Origin of the sequence: Spirulina sp. CS-785/01 (assembly GCF_028330525.1) — a bacterium.
Taxonomy (GTDB): domain Bacteria; phylum Cyanobacteriota; class Cyanobacteriia; order Cyanobacteriales; family Spirulinaceae; genus JAQMSD01.
Window position 1 is genome coordinate 1 of sequence record NZ_JAQMSD010000311.1, and the last position, 20,733, is coordinate 20,733.

Sequence of the window (20,733 nt, forward strand, 5' to 3'; positions counted from 1 at the left end):
ACACAAAACGAGCTACACAAAACGAGCTACACAAAACGAGCTACACAAAACGAGCTACACAAAACGAGCTACACAAAACGAGCGTGGAGGGATTTGAACCCCCGACCCTCAGAACCGGAATCTGATGCTCTATCCACTGAGCTACACGCCCTTACATCTAAACCAGTATAACAGGATGGCCAAAAAATACCAAGGGATGGGTAAACTTTGCGGCTCAATCTCCGAATCGTCCCTTGTCGTGGGTGGAATGATGAGAAGCGGGATTAACCCCATACCCGACGCAAATTCAAGACAAACCCCGGTAATAGCGTTTCCGTGTCGGGTTTTGCGGGGGTTTATACCATTTGGACCTCTAAGAAAAAACCAACAACCAACAACTAACCACCCATCCTAATTTTCCGGTAACTCGTACTGCTCCACAATCCGTTTCGCAAACTCCGGCACATGATCCTCTAACTTCTCCGGATAATTGCGTTTGACATATAAATAATTGCGGGTGAAATGGGAATCAATGGAAAAGCGAGCATATTCTAACCCCTTCGGCCCAATGCGTTCAATGACCACCCCCATTAACTGAGCGGCCCACATGGGCAATGTTACCCCTTTATCATAGGCTGGGATACTTTGTTGCACGGCTTGCTTTCTATCCCCTTTCTCAGATACTCCTTGGGTGTCTAGTTGATCTTGTACCAAGTCCAGCATCTCTTGGCCTGTATCATTGCGGACGACTATCCATTGCCAGCCAAAGGGCGCACCCATATAGCCTACAACTAAATCCGCCAGTGAGTTGACATAATCAAAACAACTCATACAAGAGGGGGCGAAAACGTCTTTTAATTGATTGGTTTTTAAGCCAAAGAAGGGGACTTTCTCGATTGAGCCATCTTCATGTTTAAAATGAACTCGAAAGTCCTGCATAAACTCGTAATGCACCACGGTATCGGGGGATTTACTGGTGGTTTCGAGGAATTTCTGTAGCCCTGCTCTGGTGACATTATCCACGCAGGGAGTCCCTAAAACGTAGAGTTTCTCTAAGCCGAGTTTATCTTGTACGGCGCGTAGGGCTTGGATTTGACAACCTACGCCAATGACTAATAACCGCTTCATCCCCGACTGTTCAATTTGCTCTAAGACCGATAAATTGGGCGAGAGGGTGGGTTTATTGACTTTTGCGGCTAACACTTCCTCTGGGGTGCGGGCGATGATGGGCATGGGTTGAAAGCGGTCTTCTGGGGTATTCTGAACACAGACTACGCCTTCGACTTTGCCCGCATTGAGCATTTCACAGGCGATAGTGCTAACAATACCTGTCCATTGGGCCCCGTCGATGGGTTGTTTTTTCCGGGCCGCCATCATGTCTTGGTGGACTCCGAAGTAAAGTTCGTTTTCGTTGTCCAGTTGGCGACTCCGTTGGTGGGCCCGGGCCTCTAAGTCGGCAATTTGTTCGTTGAGGAAGGCACAGGCTTCTTTAACATAGTGAATATAGTAGGTGTCACAGAGGCCGCATTCACTACAAAGGGCTTTGGCAGGCCGTGGACTCTTGGCTTTTAAGGCTTTGGCTTTTTTGTGGGGTTGGTTAGGAACAACAGAAGTCATTATCGGTGTTTGTTCTCGCAGTTTTGGGTTGTATTGGTTAGGTTAGGGCAGGTTAAGGCGATGTGGTGGAGTTTGTGAAAAATTGTAACAAAGTCGCTCAGGGGCGGGGGTGCTGGGGGTTGGCGGCTTGGGTTTGAATGAGTCGTTGGACACTTGCGATCGCGCGATTTAATTCATAACATTTACGCTCAGGATGGGCTAAATAGGCTTCTTGTTCCTGTTCGATCATTTTCACATCCTGTTTCACCAACCCGGCTAAAAACCCATTAGCCGCCCCAAAGAGGCGGTTTTTAATAAACCGACGGAAGGGAATAGGCAGTTTATGCAGTCGCCAAAAGGCATTTAAGGAGGTGAAATGCAGCAAGTAAGCGCGAGTGTGGGTTTCATCAATCGGACAAAATAGGCAATACAGTTTAAAATCATCCCCTAATGTAGAGGTCCAATGGGGATAAATATAACGCACCGTTAAAGGATCAGGGTGTAGTTGACGGAGAGAGGGAAAAAAGAGTTGGGAAATAGACCAAATTTTGTCGATTTTATAATAACTCTGTGCCTCATAATAAGCATCGACACGCTGTTCGCTTTCCTCAATATTAATGAGTTTAGCAGAAGCCCAGGCTTGATAATCGTCATGGAGGTGGCCGTGGTGCATATCCATGATATTTTCAATTAAAAAAGAGAAATGTCCCCGACAGTCAATGGTCGCCACACTAGCAATATAATTTAAATGCTCCCATTCGGGAATCCGCATCGGCGGGACAGTATCCGGGTTTTCATCCCCTAAAAATAACCAAATAAACCCATCATGTTCTTGCACCGGATAAGACTTAACTTGGCAATGAGGAATTTTTTGCTTATCCTGTAAATAGGGAATCGCAACACAGTTCCCCCGTTCATCAAACCGCCAGCCATGATAGGCACATTCTAGGGTATTGGCCACCACTTGCCCCTCACTCAGTTTAACCCGTCGGTGAGGACAAGAATCTTCTAACGCCCAAATTTTATTGGCATTATCCCGATATAAAACAATCTTTTCTTTCCATAAAGTGACAGAAACTGGCTCATTTTTAACCTCAACACTTTTCGCTACCACATACCAGTGGTTGGGGTTAATACCACAAGTCCGAATGGGTTGTTTTTTTGTTCTTTGAATAGCTTCAGAAGTGACCATTATTGTACAAATTTATCTGAAAAATACTTGACTTTTTATAAATATTGGTATCTCGGACAGAGTGCCGCTTGTCCTAAATAGTTTTGCTGATCATCCATAACGTTCCAAATAATCCCATTTTGAATCTGAAACCGTCGTTTTGTACTCGAAATGCGAATCCCCGTATAATTTTGTACAAAGCCTTTCTCCTGAGTTTCTTTTAACAACAAGGCTCGTTCTTCTTGTTCCATCTCCTCTGCCGTTTGACGGGAGGGCATTTGCAGGAGTTGATCCCACGTCACCTCCCATAATTCTAGGGCTTTCTGGTTGCCATAGTTAAAAATGGGGTCGGGTTGGCTATCATGGGAAACAATAACAAAAGGAGCTTCAAATAACAAATGAGCCACTTCTTCTGGTGAACCGGAACGGTCAATTAAAGAATAGCCTAACCAATGTTCAAAACTGGCTAATAAATGTTGGCTATGTTGGATGATTTTATCTTGTTGCCAAGGTTGGGGAAGGGAATAAGTCATAAATTTTGCAAACTAACAATCGGTCGATTTAAGGGAGAAGTTGGGAAGTTAGGTTTCCCCTAAGTTTCCTTACAAAAGAAATGATGAATGAAAGTGGCCTGCTTGGATAGTAAGGTTTCTTCGCTATATCCCATCTACTAGACATCACCAGGTAAGCGTTTTAAGCTGACGGCTGATGGCTGATAGCTGAATGCTGACAAGGGACATTTAGCCCAATCTTCCTTAAAATAGAAAATTCTCCCATAGTTAATCTGAAATTGTAGCGCAAGATAGACCCATGAATCGACAATGGCAGACTGTATCGGGTATAGTGACGGCAGGATATCAGGTAGCATCGGGACAGAGTGAGGAGAGTCCTTATCCCCAAGGTTCAATTCCGCTACAAACGCCCCATTTTCAAGGGAGAGGGTTAGACTTAGGGGACTATTACCCAGGGACTCTCAATGTGGATATTAGTCCCTATCAGTTTAGTTTAGCCCATCCTGAATGGACGTTTCGCCAAGTCCAGTGGATTGAAGGAGTCCAAGAAGATTTTTCCTTTTCCCAGTGTTACTTGCAGTTTCAGGGGGTACAATATCCGGCTTTAATCTATTATCCTCACCCAGAGACGAAACCAGCCCATATTCAAGACCCCTCGGTGATCGAAATTCTTGCCCCACCGATTCCGAATATTTATTATGGGGATAAGGTGGAGTTAGTGTTGCCGTCTCCTGATGTTCAAATATGGCAATAGAACCTTGGGTTAAAACCCAAGGCTAATAGCTGAAACCCGTTGAAAACGGGTTGGGAGACTCATCAGAAAATTTACATTCTAGGGGTTGGGAAATTAAGCCCTAAAGGGCTTACTACGAACGGATATCTGAATGCTTACCTTTGTTGTTGGTTTAATCTATCCCCTCTCTGTGTCCTCTGTGTCTCTGTGGTTTAATAATCAATTATCAATTATCAATGATTAATTATCAATACTCAACTTAAGCGTAAACATAATTCCCGGAAATGTTCGCCTCGGTGTTCAAAACTTTGATATTGGTCAAAACTGGCACAAGCGGGGGAGAGTAACACCGTGGGAATATTATTCTGTTTGGCGAATTGAAAACTCTGTACTACGGCCCGTTCCATTGTTCCCACAATCTCATAATGCTTATATCCAGTATCATGGAGACGTTGGGCGAATAATTCTGCCGCTTCACCAATGAGAAAAACCTGCTTGGCCTTGGCCTGAATCATTTTAACCCAAGCGGTATCATCTCCCTCTTTGGACTCTCCACCTGCAATGAGAATGGTTTCTTGGGGGACAGCTGCTAACCCTACTTCTGCGGCATCATAATTGGTGGCTTTGCTGTCGTTGATAAACTGGACTCCTGCATGGGTGCAGATATATTCGAGACGGTGAGGGACTCCGGGGAAGGTGGCAATGGCTTCGGCAATGGCTTCATTGTCTATTCCGGCGAGTTTGGCGGCGGCTACGGCCAAGAGTAAATTTTGCCGATTATGATCTCCCAACATTTTTAAGGAGGCCACGGAGGTGATGGGGTCTCCTAATGCGATGACTTGGTTATTTTCAATATAAATGCCTTTTTCTGGGGGACAAAGTAGGCGGTCTTTGCCTAAGACGCTGGTCCAGTAGGCATCTCTCCATTGGTCGCGGCCAATGTTGCGTAAATAGGGGTCATCCCCATTAAAGATTTGTTGCTGGGAGCGTCGCAAGAGGTTGGCTTTGATGTTGTAATAGTTTTCGAGGGTGTAATGGCGTTTGAGATGATCTGGGGTGAAGGTGGTCCAGATGCCGATTTGGGGGGATAAGTCTTGGGAGGATTCGATTTGATAACTACTAATTTCTGCAATAATCCAGTCGTAGGGGTGACGGGTGGCGGGTTCTCCAATGGCTAATTCACAGGCGGCATAACCGATATTGCCACAGGCGGGGGCATGGAGTCCTGCTGTTTTAAAAATGGCGGCGGTTAAGGCGGTGGTGGTGGTTTTCCCGTTTGTTCCGGTGATGCCGACCCAGGGGGCGGTATTGAGGGAACGCCAGGCTAATTCCATTTCTCCGATGGTATCAATGCTTTTGGCTCTGGCTTCTTTTAAAATGGGGATGTCCCAAGGGACTCCTGGACTCACGACGATTAAGTCGGGTGAGGTTTGCTCTAAACTGAGCGTATGGTCTAATTGGACGCTAATTTGCTCTTGTTGGAGGTTTTCTTGGCAGGTTTGTAAGGAGGTTGAGGTATTGCGATCGCTCAATTCAACCGTCCATCCTTGTTGTTTCAGTAAACGTGCTGCTGCGACTCCCGACCGGCCAAGGCCGATAATATGTGCTTTCGGCATGAGTTCCTAACTATGACCCCATTGTCTAGATCGATGTTACCAAGGAACGGAGACAAAACTGAAATTTTCCCCTTGTCTCCCGATTTTCGCCCGATGCCCTATCCAGAAAACTTAAAATCATTCATATTTAAGTTGGCAAACTGGAGTTGGGTTGGGTCTTCTCCACGATGTTGGGAGAAGATTCGATAATTTTCTAAATAATCATCGGTTAAGTCGTCTTGGTCTGACTGGGAAGATTGCTGGTTTTTGCGTTTTTTCTCAACGCGAATTAAATCGTACTGCACATCATTATCGGCATAGATGGCAAAGGTAATATTAAAGATTTCAAAGAAGTTAATCACCCACTGACATTCATCTTCAGGGAACTCTCGATAATATTCGATCAGATGTGCAATACAAGTTTCTAAGTGAGTTCGCGCATTGGGACAAATCAGAATTAGTTTCAGTAAAACAATCACTAAGGTTAGGGGAGTTCCTTGGGAGAGGAGATAAATAAAGGTTTCTGAGGGATTTTCGCCATCTTCTGTGGTTAAGAAGGAAATGACTTGATTACAAGTTCTTAACAGCAGGGATTCATTAATGATTTTATCATTATATTTATTGTAAAGCTTTTCTAGTTTACGTTTGAGATGGGTTTTGAGAAGTTCGGTGTTTGTATGCTTTTCAACGGAATAGACTAAATAACTGAGTAGAGCTTCTTTGAATTTATTATAGGGAACTCCTTCGGTTTGTTTGCAGAAAATATGCGCTAAATTGGTATAACTAAATTTACCCCGTTTAGCGACAATGCGTTTAATTAAGTTGAGGATTTCTTCGCCGAGTCCGGTGGGGTTTTTGAGTTTATCTTTCGGGACTGATTGGGACTGCGATCGCGCAGTAAACATGGCCAAATCAAATTTAAATTTCTGTTTCAGTTCAACGGACAAAGTACGTGCTGCTTCCCGTTGTTCCGGAGAATTATTAGTATCCGCATACTGAGGCACTAAAAGATAAGAGGTATAACGTTCACTCCAATGCTTCTCTTGCTTACTTCGAGTCCCGTGTTTCTCGGTAAAGAGGAGTAATTCCTCATAATCCTTACTCTCAACAAAGGATTTTAAATAAGATTTGAGGCGAATTTTATTCCGATTTCTCACACTTTTCGGATCAAAATCAACCTCTTGAAACCCCTTAACAAACTTGCGAATGGCTTCAGATTGTCTTAAGGTTTCCCAATTATTAATTAAAATATAACAACACCGTTTCAGGGTGTTAATAAATTCTCGTGGGTCTTGGTGCTTGAGAATTTGCTCTAAATCTTTAAATGCCTCCTCATTTTCAGAGTGACATTCAAACTCAAAAAATAACTTCCTAAATTCCTCAATGGTATCCTCTGGATCATAATAACGAACCAGATCAAGAAAGTAATTATAAATCATTCTCTGCGTCCCCCTGCTCAATTATGCAAAACCCTACACTCTGACGCAACCCTTTTTCGCTTAGTCTGCTTTTGATTTGTGAATACACCAACAGAATGGTTACATCGGTTGGACTCCCTAAAATGCTCATCTTTAAGACTCCCATCTTCAAGACTCCAACCTCCTTTCTCTGTGGAGTACCGTGATACACCCTAATGAGACACAAGCTCAAGCTGCTCAAGAAGCAATTTTCCGTGTTATAAATATGCTACCAGAGAAAAAAAAGCACCATGATCCCTATCTTAGGAGAAATTGATCTCTATCACGAGTGAGAAATTTTAAGAATTCCGGTCAGATTGCGATCGCCGTCTCACTCGTTCAATTTCCTCCTGTAACGCCTCAATCTGCCGTTTCAGAGCATCCACCTCACTCTCTGTATCGTGGGACTCCACATCCACAGACCCTTCCGTGGTCACATTATGATAATTCCCTTGGCGAATTTGCTGATATTGTTCCGACTGTTGCCACCCTTGTAGATAGTGGAGACGTTCCACCGGAAACGGATGAGACAAAAACGCCCCTTGTCCCCCATTGTAAATCAGAAATTTATAAAACTGGTTCAACTCATCCTTATCCAAATCGAGATAGCGATGAGACTGTTGCTGAAACTCCTCCAAACTACATTCATGGGCATATTTCTGACTTCCCCCGGCCACCTTCATCATAGTTTGCATCACCAAATCCAAATCTTCCATCACCAACAAGGCCGCCCGATCTGCCGATAATTCTGCCTTGCGTCGCCACTCATAAAAGGAAAACAGCAACCCACTACTGAGTAAATTCCCCAACCCTAATGTAATATCCCCTAAAAACTGCGTGGCCGTCATTGCCCACACTGCCATCTGCATTAACACCGTATGGCCACATTTAACATGGCCTAACTCATGGGCAATCACCGTGCGAATTTCCGCCTCACTCAAATGATCCACTAACCCCGTATTAATCACAATCGACGGATGATCCGTCCCCAGGGAATAACTATTCACCTGGGCATCCTGACTGATAAACAAAGTCGGTTCACCCGACACACTTAAATCCCGCACACATTCTCGAAACATCCCGTAGAGGGTGGAATACTGACGCGGGCCCACTTGGATATAATTCCCCATAAAGTAAACGTAGCGAGGCCGTTCGTGGAAATACTCCACAAAATTTTTCGCGAGCAGTTCAAACCCCGGAACACTGCGTAGGGTTTGTTCCGCTTGAGAGTCTAGGGGATGACGGAAGGCTTTACTGGACAGTCCGGGATAGGTGGCCATGGTGAGGATTCCAACATTAAGGCTTCTTTAGCCCATTTTAATCATTGTCTGACCCTCTCGGACACAATCAGTCCTATCCCATTAAAATTACACCGTCGATCACATGAATCACCCCATTATCCGCCTCAATATCCGTGGCGATGGCCGTAGAATTTTTCACCTCTAACCCGGCTTGGGTATGATAGAGAGGGATCGGCGACCCTTCGACGGAAATTAACTCGCTTTTTTGTTCTAAGTCCGCCTTCATCAGCTTTCCAGGGACGACATGATAGGTGAGAATGCGTCCCAACTGGGGGGGACTTTTCACCAAAGACTCGACGGTCCCCGGAGGCAGTTTCGCAAATGCCTCATCATTGGGGGCAAACACCGTAAACGGCCCCGGACTTTGCAAGGTTTCCACTAACCCGGCCACCTTCACTGCTGTCACCAAGGTTTCAAAAGACCCTGCACTCACCGCAATTTCAACAATATTGGGCATGGTTTAACGCTTCGTAACAAAATACACATTTAGTTTACGATGAGCTAGGGGTTGTCACATCTGACTCAGGGGTTATTTGTTTTTTGTTGTGGGTTGTTAGTGAACAGCTACATATGCCTTGGGTTTTAACCCAAGGCATATGTAGCTCAAACCCGTTAAAACGGGTTGATAGAGGCAAGCATTCAGCCGAAGCGCGTCGAGGGTTCAGCTTGACTTTCAAGGTTATTTTAATTTGGCGATCGCGCCCTGTTCCACCAATACCCGATTCGTTAATAAATCCGTCACCGTTGCCAGCAAAACGCGCTTCTCATCCACCTCAAACTCCACCGAAATGCGATCCATCCCCACCTGGCCACTGGGGTCTAAATGCGCCACACAGACCGCTTTCTGATGACTCTGGAGGGGACGGTATTGGGATTGACGGTTTAACTTACTACTCGACATCCGGCCCATCTCATCGTAAGTCACCTCCGCTTGATTAAATTCGGCTAACTCGCCAATATCTAAGCGAATTTCCCGTTGTCCCTCTTTGGCCACCTGTAAGGTTAACGCTTCCTCTCGTTTACAAGGGTAAGCACTCCCCTTTTCAAACAAGGGAAAAAAGGAATAACTGCGCGTCACAGGTTCCCACAGTCGAATGGCGTAACTGTGGCGCAAATAGTCGTCCATTTGGGACACTTGAGTCAGGGTGAGGGCCCCATGACAAACGGCCTCGAAGGGATTATCCAGTTTAACCCGCGATCGCCCGAAATATAACTTAATCAAATTCTGCACTGCCGGAATTAAACAACTCCCCCCCACCAGCAACACCTGTTCAATGTCACTTTTATTAATCCCTTTCCCCAAAGCAGTGGTGATCACCTCATCAATAGCTTCTCGCAGTTGCTCCAAAAACTGATTTTCTTCTAAAATTTCCTCTAACTTGTCCCGACTCAGAGATAAGTCATAGGACATAAAGGTTTCTTCATCCAACCAACTTTCCGCCGCTTCTTCTTGGTTGGACAGTTGCACCTTCAACCGTTCCGCAATTTCCAATAAATTTTGCCAACTGGTGGCCGAGAGGTCTTCCCGTGATGCCCCCATGTTGCGTAAATAATCTTCTATAATCCAAATATCAATATCTTCACCGCCGATATAAGCATCTGCTTTGGCAATAGTTCGCGCTTTTAAAGTATCTTCTTGGCCACGGACACTTTGAGTGCGCACTAAACTTAAATCTAATGTTCCCCCTCCAAAGTCAATGACTAAAACCAGTGACTCGGGCCGCTGGATGGAATACCCCAAGGCCGCGGCGGTGGACTCATCCACAAAGCGGACTTTTTGTAAGCCAATTTTTTCCACCCAGTCCCGAAACCAATTAATATAGCGTTCAAACGCACCGACGGGGACGGTAAAAATTAATTCTGTGGGGTTAATTTGTAAGTTTTCTAATTCCTGCCAAATTTGCTGTAAAAATTGTTCGGCCACCCGTTTTGCTTCGTATTCTGTGCCATCAATGACACGGGGTGGCATTTGGAAATCTGCCGCCAAATCCCGTTTAAAATTCTTGAATAGCCGTTGCGGTTCTCGAAGTCCGAGACGTTGCGATCGCACGGTTTCCCCAATCAAAATTTTATCCGTTCCCTGCACAAAAAACAAACTCGGAATCACCGGAACTAAACCCGACTCTCCCCCTGGTACGGTATAGGAAAAAAGACGAGAAAAGCTAGGAAATCTTAAAGTTTTAGCCGTTTGGGTCTCCGGTTCAAGCAGACTAACAACCGTGTTACTGGTCCCAAAATCAATGGCAACGGTGGTCATTTTGGTTTGTTTTTTGTTGTTTCTTCTTGGTTCTTTGGTGTTTCTTCTTTGTTAAACTATCCTATTACCTATTACCTATTACCAAATTAAGTATTGGGTAAATAACGACTTACTTTAGCAGGACAAAGAATTCTATCACCCTCTCGATATCCGACAAAACGAATATAAACAGGTTCACCCGCTTGAATATCGGGACTATCGGGTTGATGGAGTTGGGGGTCAAACGAGACCTTTTCCCATGCTGACCCAATAGGTTCATATCCCCAAGACTGGAGTAAATTCTTTAAGGGAGTAAACAACGGGATAAAATTTTTCGCAGGTAAAGCGGGTTTACTCTGGGCCATTACCGTGGCCGTGGGATAATTCATTAATAACGTTTGTAACTGCTCAAACGTCGCTTGCTTGATATCTTGGGGGAGTTGCTGACTTTGTTGCTGGAGTTCATTGCGGAGTCTGCGACATTGTTGTTGGAGTTGCGTTACCTCATTTTGGGCCGTTTGTAACTCCTCTTGGAGTTGCTGTTGTTTCGTGGCGAAGGTTTCGGCCTGTTGACTGGTCTGTTCTAAATTAACCTGTTTCTGCTCCGCCTGTTGCTCCAATTCCTGTTTTTCTTGCAGCAGTTGCCGATATTTCTGGTGCAGTTTGGCAATTTGTTGGAATGCTTCCCCCAAGGACGGGAAAGAGACATCATAATTTTGTAAAAATTCCTCTAATGTCCAGTTGAGGAGTTGGGCGACTCGTTGCATTTGTTGCCAAGTCAAATTGTCCAACTTTCCCTGACGGAGTTGGAGTAGTTGCCGGGGGGTGAGGCCGGTTTTCCGTTGGAAGGTTGACCAATAGGTAATTCCTACTGTTGCCAAGCGATCGCGCAACATTGGATCAGCCTCATACTGACAAGTAATGGCCTCCTCCTGTTGCGTTTTTGACCCAAACAAGCTGAGGGCAAATGCCGTCCCGGCCACCCAAAGGACTAAACCAAACCAGAAGAGATTGGGGTCTCCTTCTACCATTGCTCTCCCTTAATGTGTTTTCCCTTGCTATTGTCCGTCATTTACTGCTGTTGTTCTAGAGACTGGGTTTGTTCCTCCACTTCCAGCACAGCGTCGGGGTTTTCATAATAGGCTGGTAACAGTTCTTGATCTTCGACCGTTCCCAGTGCGGACTCAATATCTTGCGTCATTTCCGTACATTGTTGGCCGCTGACTCCTTCGAGAACAGTTTCGGTAATTTTGCCGTTTTTGCCGATACGATACTCAATCTTTTGATATTCAGCCATTGGAACTCCCTACAAATCGTTATAATCCAGAGCAAGCTAATATAGTGCTTGCTTCTTATCTTACTTTACTCTCAACCTATCATTCCACCTAAGAAACTTTGATTGCATAGCTTTGAGTCTAAAATAGGGGAGACTTTGGTAATAATTCCCTGACACTAAACTGGATCAGATAACGACTATGTACGCACTTCGACTATTTGCGATCGCTGTTGCCACTCTCTTAGTCACACAAGTCGCCCACGCCCGTGACCCTCAGCCTAGCTTACAACGTTCTACACAAGTGGCTCAAAACTCAAGCACCTTATTCCCGGTGTCGGACTTGTCCTACGAAGAACAACTCCTCCGGGAGATCAACCGGGCCAGAGCAAACCCTAATTCCTATGCGGACTGGCTCGAAGGACAGCGACAATACTATGATGGCCAAACCCTAGACTTACCAGGAGAACCCCCTATTGAAACCCAAGAAGGGGTAGAAGCGTTAAATGAAGCGGTACGTTTTCTCCGCAATACCCGTCCTTTACTTCCTTTAGCACTCTCGGAAGGACTCTCCCAAGGAGCATCCCAAAAAGTGACTAATGAAGATGTGGATGCTTCAATTAATGGGGGAGAATTGATCAGAGTGATCAGTCGTTATGGGACGGTAAACGGACCGTTAGCGGTTGATATCAAGGACAGTGAGACTACTCCCCAGAGTACCGTGTTGATGATGATTATTGGGGATGGAGATGCTAGTCGTAGTCACCGCAAGAAAATTTTCAATATTGATTACAAATATTTAGGGGTGGGTTGTGAAGAATTAACCGAACCTAACCCTCTCTGTGTGTTTGCCTATGCAGGGTCTTATGTAGAGAATTCCGCTAATGAAGGCCCCATTGTTGCTAATCCCGAAACTCCCGAAACTCCCGAAACTCCAGAAACTCCTGAAACTCCAGAGACTCCAGAAACCCCAGAGACTCCAGAAACCACAGAAACACCGAGTAACACCAGTTCAGAAATTTTACTGGTAAAACAAGGGGTTTTAGCCGAAGGAGAGTCCTTGGTGTATCCCGATGATAATACCTTATACAACGAGCATATCTTCCGGGGACAAGCGGGCCAAACCGTCACCGTGCGCTTAGAAAGTTCCGAGTTTGACACCTTTTTAGCCATTTTTGATGAAGCGGGGGAAGTCTTGGGACAAAATGATGATGCCACCGATAACACCAGTAACTCTACTGTCACCTTAACCCTTCCGGCAGATGGGGTGTATCGGATTTTTGTCAATGGGTATAATCCCAGCGATCGCGGTCGTTATACTGTAGTTATTGAAGAAGGTGATGAGAATAACGCCAACTCTAACAATAACTAAAACCATCCTCTATAGTGAAAAAGGGGAAATCGCCTTGAGCGTGTCCCCTTTTGTCTGTGATCTTCGTCACGGATAGCTAGAACGTGAATGACCGCCATCTAAAATTAAGGGAGTAAGGCTTCCGGCGGGTTAAGCTAAATTAAAGAACACATTTGTGTAGCTATCCATGAGCTACTGTATTAATCCTGATTGTCCCCAACCTGAAGACCCTGTAAACCGCGATCGCGCCACTTGTCTCCATTGTGAGTCCTCCTTGTTAATCTGCGATCGCTATCGAGTCGTGAAATTAATCAACGAAAACAGTGGGTTTGCCAAAATTTACCAAGTCGAGGAATCGGGGATTCAGAAAATCCTCAAAACCCTCAAACGACGGCACAACAGCAACCCCAAAGCCGTTGACTTATTTCGTCAAGAAGCCATAGTCCTCAGCCAACTCAACCACCCCGGTATCCCCAAAGTCGAAACCGAGGGATATTTTCAATATTATCCCCATAACAGCAGCGACCCCCTCCACTGCTTCATCATGGAGAAAATCGACGGGCCCACCCTACGGGAATGGATGTTCCAACAGGGAAACCTGCTGATCAGCGAACAACAAGCCTTAGACTGGCTCAAACAAATTGCCGAAATCCTCCATTTAGTTCACAGTAAGAACTATTTTCACCGGGATATCAAGTTACAAAATATTATGATGCGGTCCACCGGCCAATTAGTCTTAATTGACTTCGGCACAGCGCGGGAAATGACCTACACCTATTTAGCTCAAGTCGGAAGTTCCGGCAATATTACCAGAGTCAGTTCCGCCGGATATACCCCCCCAGAACAACAAAAAGGTCACGCCGTCCCCCAATCGGACTTTTACGCCTTAGGCCGCACCTTTGTGTACTTATTAACCGGGAAACAACTAGAAGACAGCGAAATTTATGACCCCTACACCGACGAATTTAACTGGCGAAACCACGCACCCGACATTTCCCCCGAATTAGCCGATTTTATCGACCGTTTAATGGCCCATCGGGCCGCAGACCGACCCAGAGACACCCAAGAAATTTTAGACAGTATTGCTCAAATTCGACAAAATATTTACCCCCATCCCTCCATGCGAGGCTTTGAGCGCATCCCCACCACCGAAATTCAATTCTCCCCCGACAGTCCCACCATCCCCGAAGAACACCTCCCAGAGGAGTCCCTAGAGGAGTCCATAGAGGAGTCCACCTCCCCCAAATGGCTTTTAGGTCTTTTACTCCCGTTTTTACTCCTTATCGGCGGTGCTGGCGGCTTCTGGGTGTATCAATGGGTGACTCCTCTACTCATGCAGGCCGGACGAGTGGAACAACAGGACCAAGCCATTCAACACCTCGAAGATCACACCAGTTTTGTTAACGATGTGGTCATTAGTCCCGATGGCAATTGGTTAATTAGTGCCAGTGCCGATAAAACCTTAAAAATTTGGGATATTAACACCGGAGAATTAAAAAAAACTCTCGACGGCCATACCAGCTTTGTGGATGAAGTGGTTATTAGTCCCGATGGGGGAACATTGGTGAGTATCAGTGCCGATAAAACCGTCCGCATATGGGACTTTCCCGCAGGTACAGCACGCCATGTTTTAGAAGGCCATTCCGGGTTCATTCACTCGGTTGCCATTGCTTCAGATGGTCAAACCTTAGTCACCGGAAGTGCAGATAAAACTATTCAAGTTTGGAATTTGGATACTGGGGAAAATTTATACACCTTAACGGGACATTCGGGGTTTGTCAATGCGGTTAAAATTAGTGCAGATAGTCAAATTTTGGCCAGTTGTAGTAATGATAAAACCATTAAAATTTGGAATTTAGCGACGGGGGAAGCATTACGCACCATTGAAGGCCATGAGGGGTTTGTCAATGATTTAGCCATTAGTTCAGATGGGACTTTGTTGGTGAGTGCTAGTGCAGATCATACGGTGCGTTTGTGGCAGGTAGAAACGGGGAAAGAGTTATATAAATTAACCGGCCATGAGAATACGGTGGAGAAGGTTAAAATTAATGAAACTGGACAAGTTGTGTTTAGTAGTAGTCAGGATCAAACGATTCGGTTATGGGATACTAAAACGGGTAAAATGCTGCAAGTTTTAGAGAATTATGAGCATCATATTGATTATTTTGCGGTGAGTCCTGATGGTCATTTTGTCGCTACGGGAAGTGGTGGGAATATGATTCAACTTTGGCGCATTAAAGTGTGATTTTTGGGAAGCATTCAATCACCAATTCCTAATTACCATTACCCAATACTACCCCAACCAAAGACTGTAAATCAAAATCTCGATCGCGGCCACTGAGACAAATTCCCGCACTCATTACCGTTAAATCGGATTTTGCAATGGCCGAAGTATGCCCTGTGCCGTCGTGGGTGGTCCATTGGACTAACCAAAATTCGCCGCGATCGCGGAATTCCCTTAACTGGCCGCCTCCCTGGTGGAGTGCCTCCCGTAAGCGGGTTTCCGGGGTTTGCGGTTGCCGCGTTTCCCTGCGTCGGTTGCGTCTTCCCTCCCTGACTTGTTGACGGTGACGGAGTTGCCGTTGGCCCTCCTCCGTCTGTTGCCATACCAACTCATACACTGTCCGCATTTCCGGAGTTATCCCCGCAAACTGGACATTAGGGGGAAGAGTGTTTGCTGTCAGTGCCTCTCGCAAAGCGGCCACAAGCTGCACATCGGCCCGTCGGTCCACCGTCTCAAACCAATAGGCCGTCCCATCAAACCGCGCTACAATTGGCTCAAACTGCGCTCCCTCGCTGACTAAATGCACTGCGACAGGTTGCGCGGTTTGAAACCGTTGCTGCATATCCGACTCATTCACCGGATACGCTAACCAAGTTTGGCCCCGTAAAGCGTAAGCTAAATGAAGTCGTAACCGGGGAAAAAGGTGTAAATATTCGGCCAGTTGGGGTAAATTCGCTTCATCCACCACTTCCGCACAACTCCTATCACGGGGAATAAAAATCCCCCACCCTTCAAAATCCGCCGGATAGGGCGTAAAGGTATAAACTAAATTAGCAATCTTAGTCTGAACCTTCCCCCCTCGGACACAGGGAGCAAGAAATTCCTGTTCCCCCAATTGCGCTTCCTGGGTGGCCAGTTGGTTTAGCAGATCGTCGAGATCGGTCATAATAGCGTTGAAATGAGAAAAGCCTCTAGAGGATGGTCTAACGTCCTCCTCTAGACCCATAAGGGGGAACTCAGAGCGTTTTCCCCTAAGCCATACAATTCACCACAGCAACCGCTAAAACTGCTTGTTGTGCAGCGAGGTGCATGAGTTTAATTTCTTCTTCACTGGGTTTTTGGGAACTCATCCACTGGAGAGACAAGGTGGCCAAGGGTGTGCCTCGATAGGCCAAGGGGAAGATCAGGTGCATTTGTAACCCTGCTCCCTCATAGTCTGTCCCTTCTGGGGGAGGATTTGAGGAAGATTTCACCCAAACTTTCACATTTTCTTCGGAGATGGAGGTTTGGACTAGGGGATCATTGTCCAGACTGACAGGAGAAATTCCTTCTTTGCCATAACTCCCCTGACTCCCCAGTTGTCCATCTTTAACTTGTTGGACGACACAACCATCTGCCGAAAAACTTTCCCCAAATGCAGTTGCTAGGGGGTTGAGACAGTCATCTAGGGTACTGGAATCTTGAGCGACTTGCGCGATCGCAGCTAATAATTTAGCCTGTTCATTGGCGCGAATTAACTCCTCTGTGCGCTGTTTGAGCAGATCATAGGTTTCTGCCGCATGATCCACCACATCCTTTAACTCATTGGGGTCCCAAGGCTTGGTAATGTACTTATAGACCTGTCCAGAGTTAATCGCATCCACCAAATCTTCCACATCGGTGAATCCGGTGAGAATAATGCGAACCGTATCGGGAAAATTGCTGACGGTTTTACTCAAAAATTCCGTCCCCTTCATTTCTGGCATCCGTTGGTCAGAAATAATTACGGCCACTTCTCCTTCTTGAGACAGGACATCTAAAGCACTCATACCGCTATCTGCCTTAAATACCTTGAAGTCTCTGCGAAAGGTACGATACAGGAGATCCAAGTTATCGGGTTCATCGTCAACCACTAGCATTTTCGGTTTTTTTCGGCGTTCCATGCTCTTTATTTGGCGTGTTATGTCATTCAGATCGGATACAGAATTATTCATAGTGATACGTCAACCATCAGTGAAGGTTCAGACAGCAAACCAATTGGCAACTTTAGTCTCCCTGATTATATTAAGCCAAGGAGTATGACTCCCAATTTTTGATCGTCTTTTTGCCTACCTTAGCAGGGATCAGGATATACTCCGCGCTTTCACTTCTTTATTTTAAACCTAAGTCACACGGCTTATTCTTCGATGGTACAGCGATATAACTGGTAGGGGAAACCAATTCGATGATGTTCGCTGAGGTCTATGTTACAGGTATTACGGTTTTTTAAGGGGATGGTGGGGGGATAGGATTTTAGGATATAACCGGGGGCAATAGCCCATAAACTACGCGGGGCAATGTTAAACTGGCTCAGACTATTCCACACATTCTCGTAGCCATCATTGGTTCTCAGTAGGGTAAACTGGGCGGGTTGTTGTTGAATCTCTGCGAAGGCCAGCGCGTAACTTAACCCCACAGCAATTTCTAGGGTATTTTGATAGGCCATCACCACCACGACAGGGGGGGGAGTGGCTTGAAATTGTTGTGCCACTTTGGTGGGATAATAAGGTTTCTGGAATGCCAAGTTAAAGACTACACATAAGCTACTCAATACCCCCACTCCATACAACCAGAAGGGAGAGTTGAGGGGGAGTCGCTGTTGCAGAGATTGGACAATTGGCGAGGGTTCAATGCTTCTTTGGTGCTGATGAGAATTTAAGGGAACATTAGAGCATTTTTTAGGTGTTAATGGGATACTGAATAAAATCCCTAATAGGGCGCAAATCCCCGGATAATAGATAAAGTGATAGCGCGGGGCGACGGTAATATCTTTGTTAAGAATATAGACGACGGCTAGAAATTCTAACAGGACTAAGAGGGTAAAATAGAATAGGGTTTTTATGCCTAAATTGTCTTTTTTTGTTGGCATCTTGAAAAGTTGCTTAAAACTCCTCCGACATCGGCTCACTAACCAGAAAATAAAGCCCAAGGTGAGCAAAATTAATGGTACTTGTACCCAGAAAGGTTGGCTTTCGACTGGGGGAGTAATCACCATGGTTGTCCACCCAGCAATGGTCTGGAGAGGGGGGTTAATGAAGCTAGGAGAGGGCAACCAGTCGGTTTTATTACTGGTGAAATGTGTCCAAAATGAGTTAATCCACGGAATGAATAAAAGGAAGGGGAGAGTAAAGAGAATTAAGCCAAGGATTAAGTTAACAAGAAATTGCCAGTGAATGAGTTGATTTTTGAGTGTTTTTTGTGTTATAATGACAATGGTTAGGGTTAATACTTGTGCGCTAATTGCCAGTAAGCAAAAATAGTGAGTATAGAGACTTAAAACACTCAATAGTCCCCAAACTCCCCAAAGCCATAAATTATGAGATAAATTAAGATTATTCCCTCTTAAATTCTGTTCTATTTTTACCAAGCAACAGAGAGAGAGAGTAATAAGAAGAATGGGGAGGGTGTAATGTCTTGCTTCTTGGGAGAGATACACCGCAAAGGGAGACACGGCCATGACTGCGGCCCCCAATAACCCTGCTTTACGGGAGTATGCGATACGATTGAGGAGGTATAGTGCTGCGATCGCGCCTACCCCTACCATAGCCGGAAACGCCCGCAATTGCCAAGCCAGAGACAGATCAACCCCCTGCAACATCACCAACCACCGATGCAGCAGACAGAAAAACAGAGGAGGATGCGTCGATTGAGTCGCCAAAAAATGGCTAATTTCCCCACAACTGCTATTCGGGTTAAGGGTAAAAATCTCCGGCACGTCCTGCACAGGGATCACTTGTTCTAATGGAACAGCATCAAACCCTTGTCCTAAACTAAATAAAGCCGTAATCACTTCATCAATCCAAAGGGGTTTACGTTCCAGTTGCAGGAAACGTAAAATTGTCCCTAAAAATAAAATACCACACAGAAGAAAATAATGCACGAATCCTTACTTAATAAAACTGTCAACTCAAGTTTTTTATCCTCTCTAACCTAATATAAAAGAGAATCCAATTTTTAGTACACACTCCCTAATTCACCGATGCAAATTACTTTTGATCTACCGGATGAAGTCGTTGCTCAATTACATCCCATTGAAGATAAACTCCCCCAAGTGTTGGAGTTAGGGTTACGCGATTTAGAATATATTGTCAGAATCGCTAAAACTAGAGCATTAGTAAAGCTGAAGGAAACGAGAAATTAATTAACTAAAATATAAAAAAACTAAATTTCTTGCCATTTTTTTGCATTACATAATTCAGATAAATGTTTAGGATTACTGGTAGCAACTATCACATTATTTTTGATATTCTCCAGTATAATAGCTTGAGCTGCTAAAATGACATCTCCATCTAACCCTTTATTATCAGCAGTCGGTTTACCTCGCTTTCTAGCTTCTGACCATAATTCTGCGGCTTTTAGCATTATTTCTGTTGTCAGAGGAAGATAAATAATTGCTGCTTTTAGTTGATCTAATTTTCTCAGTCCATTAATTTTATTAGCACGCAATAATTCTCGTCTAATTTCATAATCGACAATTTCTGGTAAGATCACATCAAATCCTCTCTGAAATAAGCGATTAAACCATTCTTGGCACTCGACTGCAAGAGGATTAGTTTTAGGATTAGTAATTAGACCTACAGGAGTAGAATCTAATAAAATTATTTGACTCATTATAAAAAATTAGATAGACACATCTTCTCTTGTTTCAATAATATTTAATGTTTCTTGTTGTTCTTCTGGACTATCCATATCTTGCCATAAACTTAATAATTCCCTGATTTTATTCTGTCTATTCTGTCGTTGTGTAGCACCTGTATTTTCAAGCTGCTGAATTGCGTCCTCCCAACTTTGTTTTGGACTCTCAACGTTAATTTTTTTATGCTGTTGAAAGCTGCGAATAGTCTGTAACAATTCTCCCAGATATTCTTCTGGAATTTGCTCAATGGCTGCTAAGACTTTACGACGTTGTTGTGTCGTCATATTTTGTCACCCAAAAATAATGTTTTCTAAGACTATACTAAACTGTAAAATAACTTTATGGATCAATAACTCGTCTAACTTGAGCCAAGGCTTCTTCCCCTAGTATTGGCTGTACAGAACCCTCCCGAACTTCATCTCTCCGCTTTTTTGCTTCAGTCACCCAAACCGACTGAATTGCTGAATCAGTATCAAACTCTAGGCTTTCTACCAATTTGTCTGCAAGGAGTGCCCTTGATGCACTAGGTAGGGATAAAATTTCCTCTGTCAATTGCTCAATTGATCGCATAGTTCTTTGCAGAATGAATTAGGCTTATATGACTATAGTTAATTGTATCTCATCCTGATTACCTGTTCTTTCCCCATTGGG

20 protein-coding genes and 1 tRNA gene are annotated in these 20,733 nt (G+C 44.8%); 4 read left to right on the forward strand and 17 right to left on the reverse strand.

What is annotated here, in order from left to right:
• Window positions 1-78: 78 nt before the first annotated feature.
• The 4 genes from PN462_RS20345 to PN462_RS20360 form a co-directional block, all read right to left on the reverse strand.
• Window positions 79-151 (reverse strand) — tRNA-Arg (locus PN462_RS20345).
• Between the two features lie 239 nt (window positions 152-390).
• Complete coding sequence (locus PN462_RS20350; RefSeq protein ID WP_272130669.1) at window positions 391-1,596, reverse strand: Coenzyme F420 hydrogenase/dehydrogenase, beta subunit C-terminal domain; 1,206 nt, start codon at window positions 1,594-1,596, stop codon at window positions 391-393.
• 97 nt (window positions 1,597-1,693) lie between these two features.
• The gene (locus PN462_RS20355) at window positions 1,694-2,767 is read right to left on the reverse strand and encodes an aromatic ring-hydroxylating dioxygenase subunit alpha (protein WP_272130670.1); all 1,074 of its coding nucleotides are present in this window, start codon (window positions 2,765-2,767) and stop codon (window positions 1,694-1,696) included.
• 35 nt (window positions 2,768-2,802) lie between these two features.
• Complete coding sequence (locus tag PN462_RS20360) at window positions 2,803-3,279, reverse strand: MEKHLA domain-containing protein (RefSeq protein ID WP_272130671.1); 477 nt, start codon at window positions 3,277-3,279, stop codon at window positions 2,803-2,805.
• A 277-nt stretch (window positions 3,280-3,556) separates the two neighbouring features.
• Between PN462_RS20360 and PN462_RS20365 the strand changes: the two genes are divergently transcribed.
• On the forward strand, window positions 3,557-4,012 hold the full coding sequence (locus PN462_RS20365; RefSeq protein ID WP_272130672.1) for a hypothetical protein: 456 nt from the start codon (window positions 3,557-3,559) through the stop codon (window positions 4,010-4,012).
• A gap of 233 nt (window positions 4,013-4,245) precedes the next feature.
• Here the strand turns inward: PN462_RS20365 and murD are convergent, their stop codons facing one another.
• The 7 genes from murD to PN462_RS20400 form a co-directional block, all read right to left on the reverse strand.
• A complete protein-coding gene (gene murD / locus PN462_RS20370; protein ID WP_272130673.1) occupies window positions 4,246-5,607 on the reverse strand; it encodes a UDP-N-acetylmuramoyl-L-alanine--D-glutamate ligase in 1,362 nt (453 codons plus the stop codon).
• Window positions 5,608-5,705: 98 nt separating this feature from the next.
• A complete protein-coding gene (locus PN462_RS20375) occupies window positions 5,706-7,025 on the reverse strand; it encodes a hypothetical protein (RefSeq protein WP_272130674.1) in 1,320 nt (439 codons plus the stop codon).
• Between the two features lie 317 nt (window positions 7,026-7,342).
• Entirely contained in the window at window positions 7,343-8,323 is a 981-nt protein-coding gene (locus PN462_RS20380; protein WP_272130675.1) for a M48 family metallopeptidase, read from the reverse strand.
• A gap of 73 nt (window positions 8,324-8,396) precedes the next feature.
• Window positions 8,397-8,801: a fasciclin domain-containing protein gene (locus PN462_RS20385; protein ID WP_272130676.1), complete on the reverse strand. Its 405-nt coding sequence runs from the start codon at window positions 8,799-8,801 to the stop codon at window positions 8,397-8,399.
• Between the two features lie 222 nt (window positions 8,802-9,023).
• Entirely contained in the window at window positions 9,024-10,601 is a 1,578-nt protein-coding gene (locus PN462_RS20390; RefSeq protein ID WP_272130677.1) for an Hsp70 family protein, read from the reverse strand.
• Between the two features lie 86 nt (window positions 10,602-10,687).
• On the reverse strand, window positions 10,688-11,611 hold the full coding sequence (locus PN462_RS20395) for a helix-turn-helix domain-containing protein (RefSeq protein ID WP_272130678.1): 924 nt from the start codon (window positions 11,609-11,611) through the stop codon (window positions 10,688-10,690).
• A gap of 41 nt (window positions 11,612-11,652) precedes the next feature.
• Entirely contained in the window at window positions 11,653-11,877 is a 225-nt protein-coding gene (locus tag PN462_RS20400) for a DUF2997 domain-containing protein (RefSeq protein ID WP_272130679.1), read from the reverse strand.
• A 178-nt stretch (window positions 11,878-12,055) separates the two neighbouring features.
• Here PN462_RS20400 and PN462_RS20405 point away from each other — a divergent pair, with 178 nt between their 5' ends.
• Window positions 12,056-13,225, forward strand: coding sequence for a PPC domain-containing protein (locus PN462_RS20405; protein WP_272130680.1), 1,170 nt, complete (start codon window positions 12,056-12,058; stop codon window positions 13,223-13,225).
• A gap of 166 nt (window positions 13,226-13,391) precedes the next feature.
• Window positions 13,392-15,449 (forward strand): serine/threonine protein kinase, encoded by a 2,058-nt coding sequence (locus PN462_RS20410; protein ID WP_272130681.1) that lies wholly within the window; start codon window positions 13,392-13,394, stop codon window positions 15,447-15,449.
• Between the two features lie 28 nt (window positions 15,450-15,477).
• On the opposite strand, the gene PN462_RS20415 is transcribed toward PN462_RS20410, so the two are convergent.
• The 3 genes from PN462_RS20415 to PN462_RS20425 form a co-directional block, all read right to left on the reverse strand.
• The gene (locus PN462_RS20415) at window positions 15,478-16,374 is read right to left on the reverse strand and encodes a hypothetical protein (RefSeq protein WP_272130682.1); all 897 of its coding nucleotides are present in this window, start codon (window positions 16,372-16,374) and stop codon (window positions 15,478-15,480) included.
• Window positions 16,375-16,459: 85 nt separating this feature from the next.
• On the reverse strand, window positions 16,460-17,401 hold the full coding sequence (locus tag PN462_RS20420) for a response regulator (protein WP_443029242.1): 942 nt from the start codon (window positions 17,399-17,401) through the stop codon (window positions 16,460-16,462).
• A 182-nt stretch (window positions 17,402-17,583) separates the two neighbouring features.
• Window positions 17,584-19,326, reverse strand: a complete 1,743-nt coding sequence (locus PN462_RS20425) for a glycosyltransferase family 39 protein (protein ID WP_272130684.1) — start codon at window positions 19,324-19,326, stop codon at window positions 17,584-17,586.
• A gap of 99 nt (window positions 19,327-19,425) precedes the next feature.
• Here PN462_RS20425 and PN462_RS20430 point away from each other — a divergent pair, with 99 nt between their 5' ends.
• Window positions 19,426-19,587 (forward strand): hypothetical protein, encoded by a 162-nt coding sequence (locus tag PN462_RS20430; protein WP_272130685.1) that lies wholly within the window; start codon window positions 19,426-19,428, stop codon window positions 19,585-19,587.
• A gap of 20 nt (window positions 19,588-19,607) precedes the next feature.
• Here the strand turns inward: PN462_RS20430 and PN462_RS20435 are convergent, their stop codons facing one another.
• Genes PN462_RS20435 through PN462_RS23700 form a run of 3 tightly spaced genes read right to left on the reverse strand, consistent with a single transcriptional unit; the run spans window position 19,608 to window position 20,652 of the window.
• Entirely contained in the window at window positions 19,608-20,057 is a 450-nt protein-coding gene (locus PN462_RS20435; protein WP_272130686.1) for a type II toxin-antitoxin system VapC family toxin, read from the reverse strand.
• A gap of 9 nt (window positions 20,058-20,066) precedes the next feature.
• Entirely contained in the window at window positions 20,067-20,366 is a 300-nt protein-coding gene (locus tag PN462_RS20440; RefSeq protein WP_272130687.1) for a hypothetical protein, read from the reverse strand.
• 55 nt (window positions 20,367-20,421) lie between these two features.
• Window positions 20,422-20,652 (reverse strand): addiction module protein, encoded by a 231-nt coding sequence (locus tag PN462_RS23700; protein WP_443029243.1) that lies wholly within the window; start codon window positions 20,650-20,652, stop codon window positions 20,422-20,424.
• Window positions 20,653-20,733 lie beyond the last annotated feature (81 nt).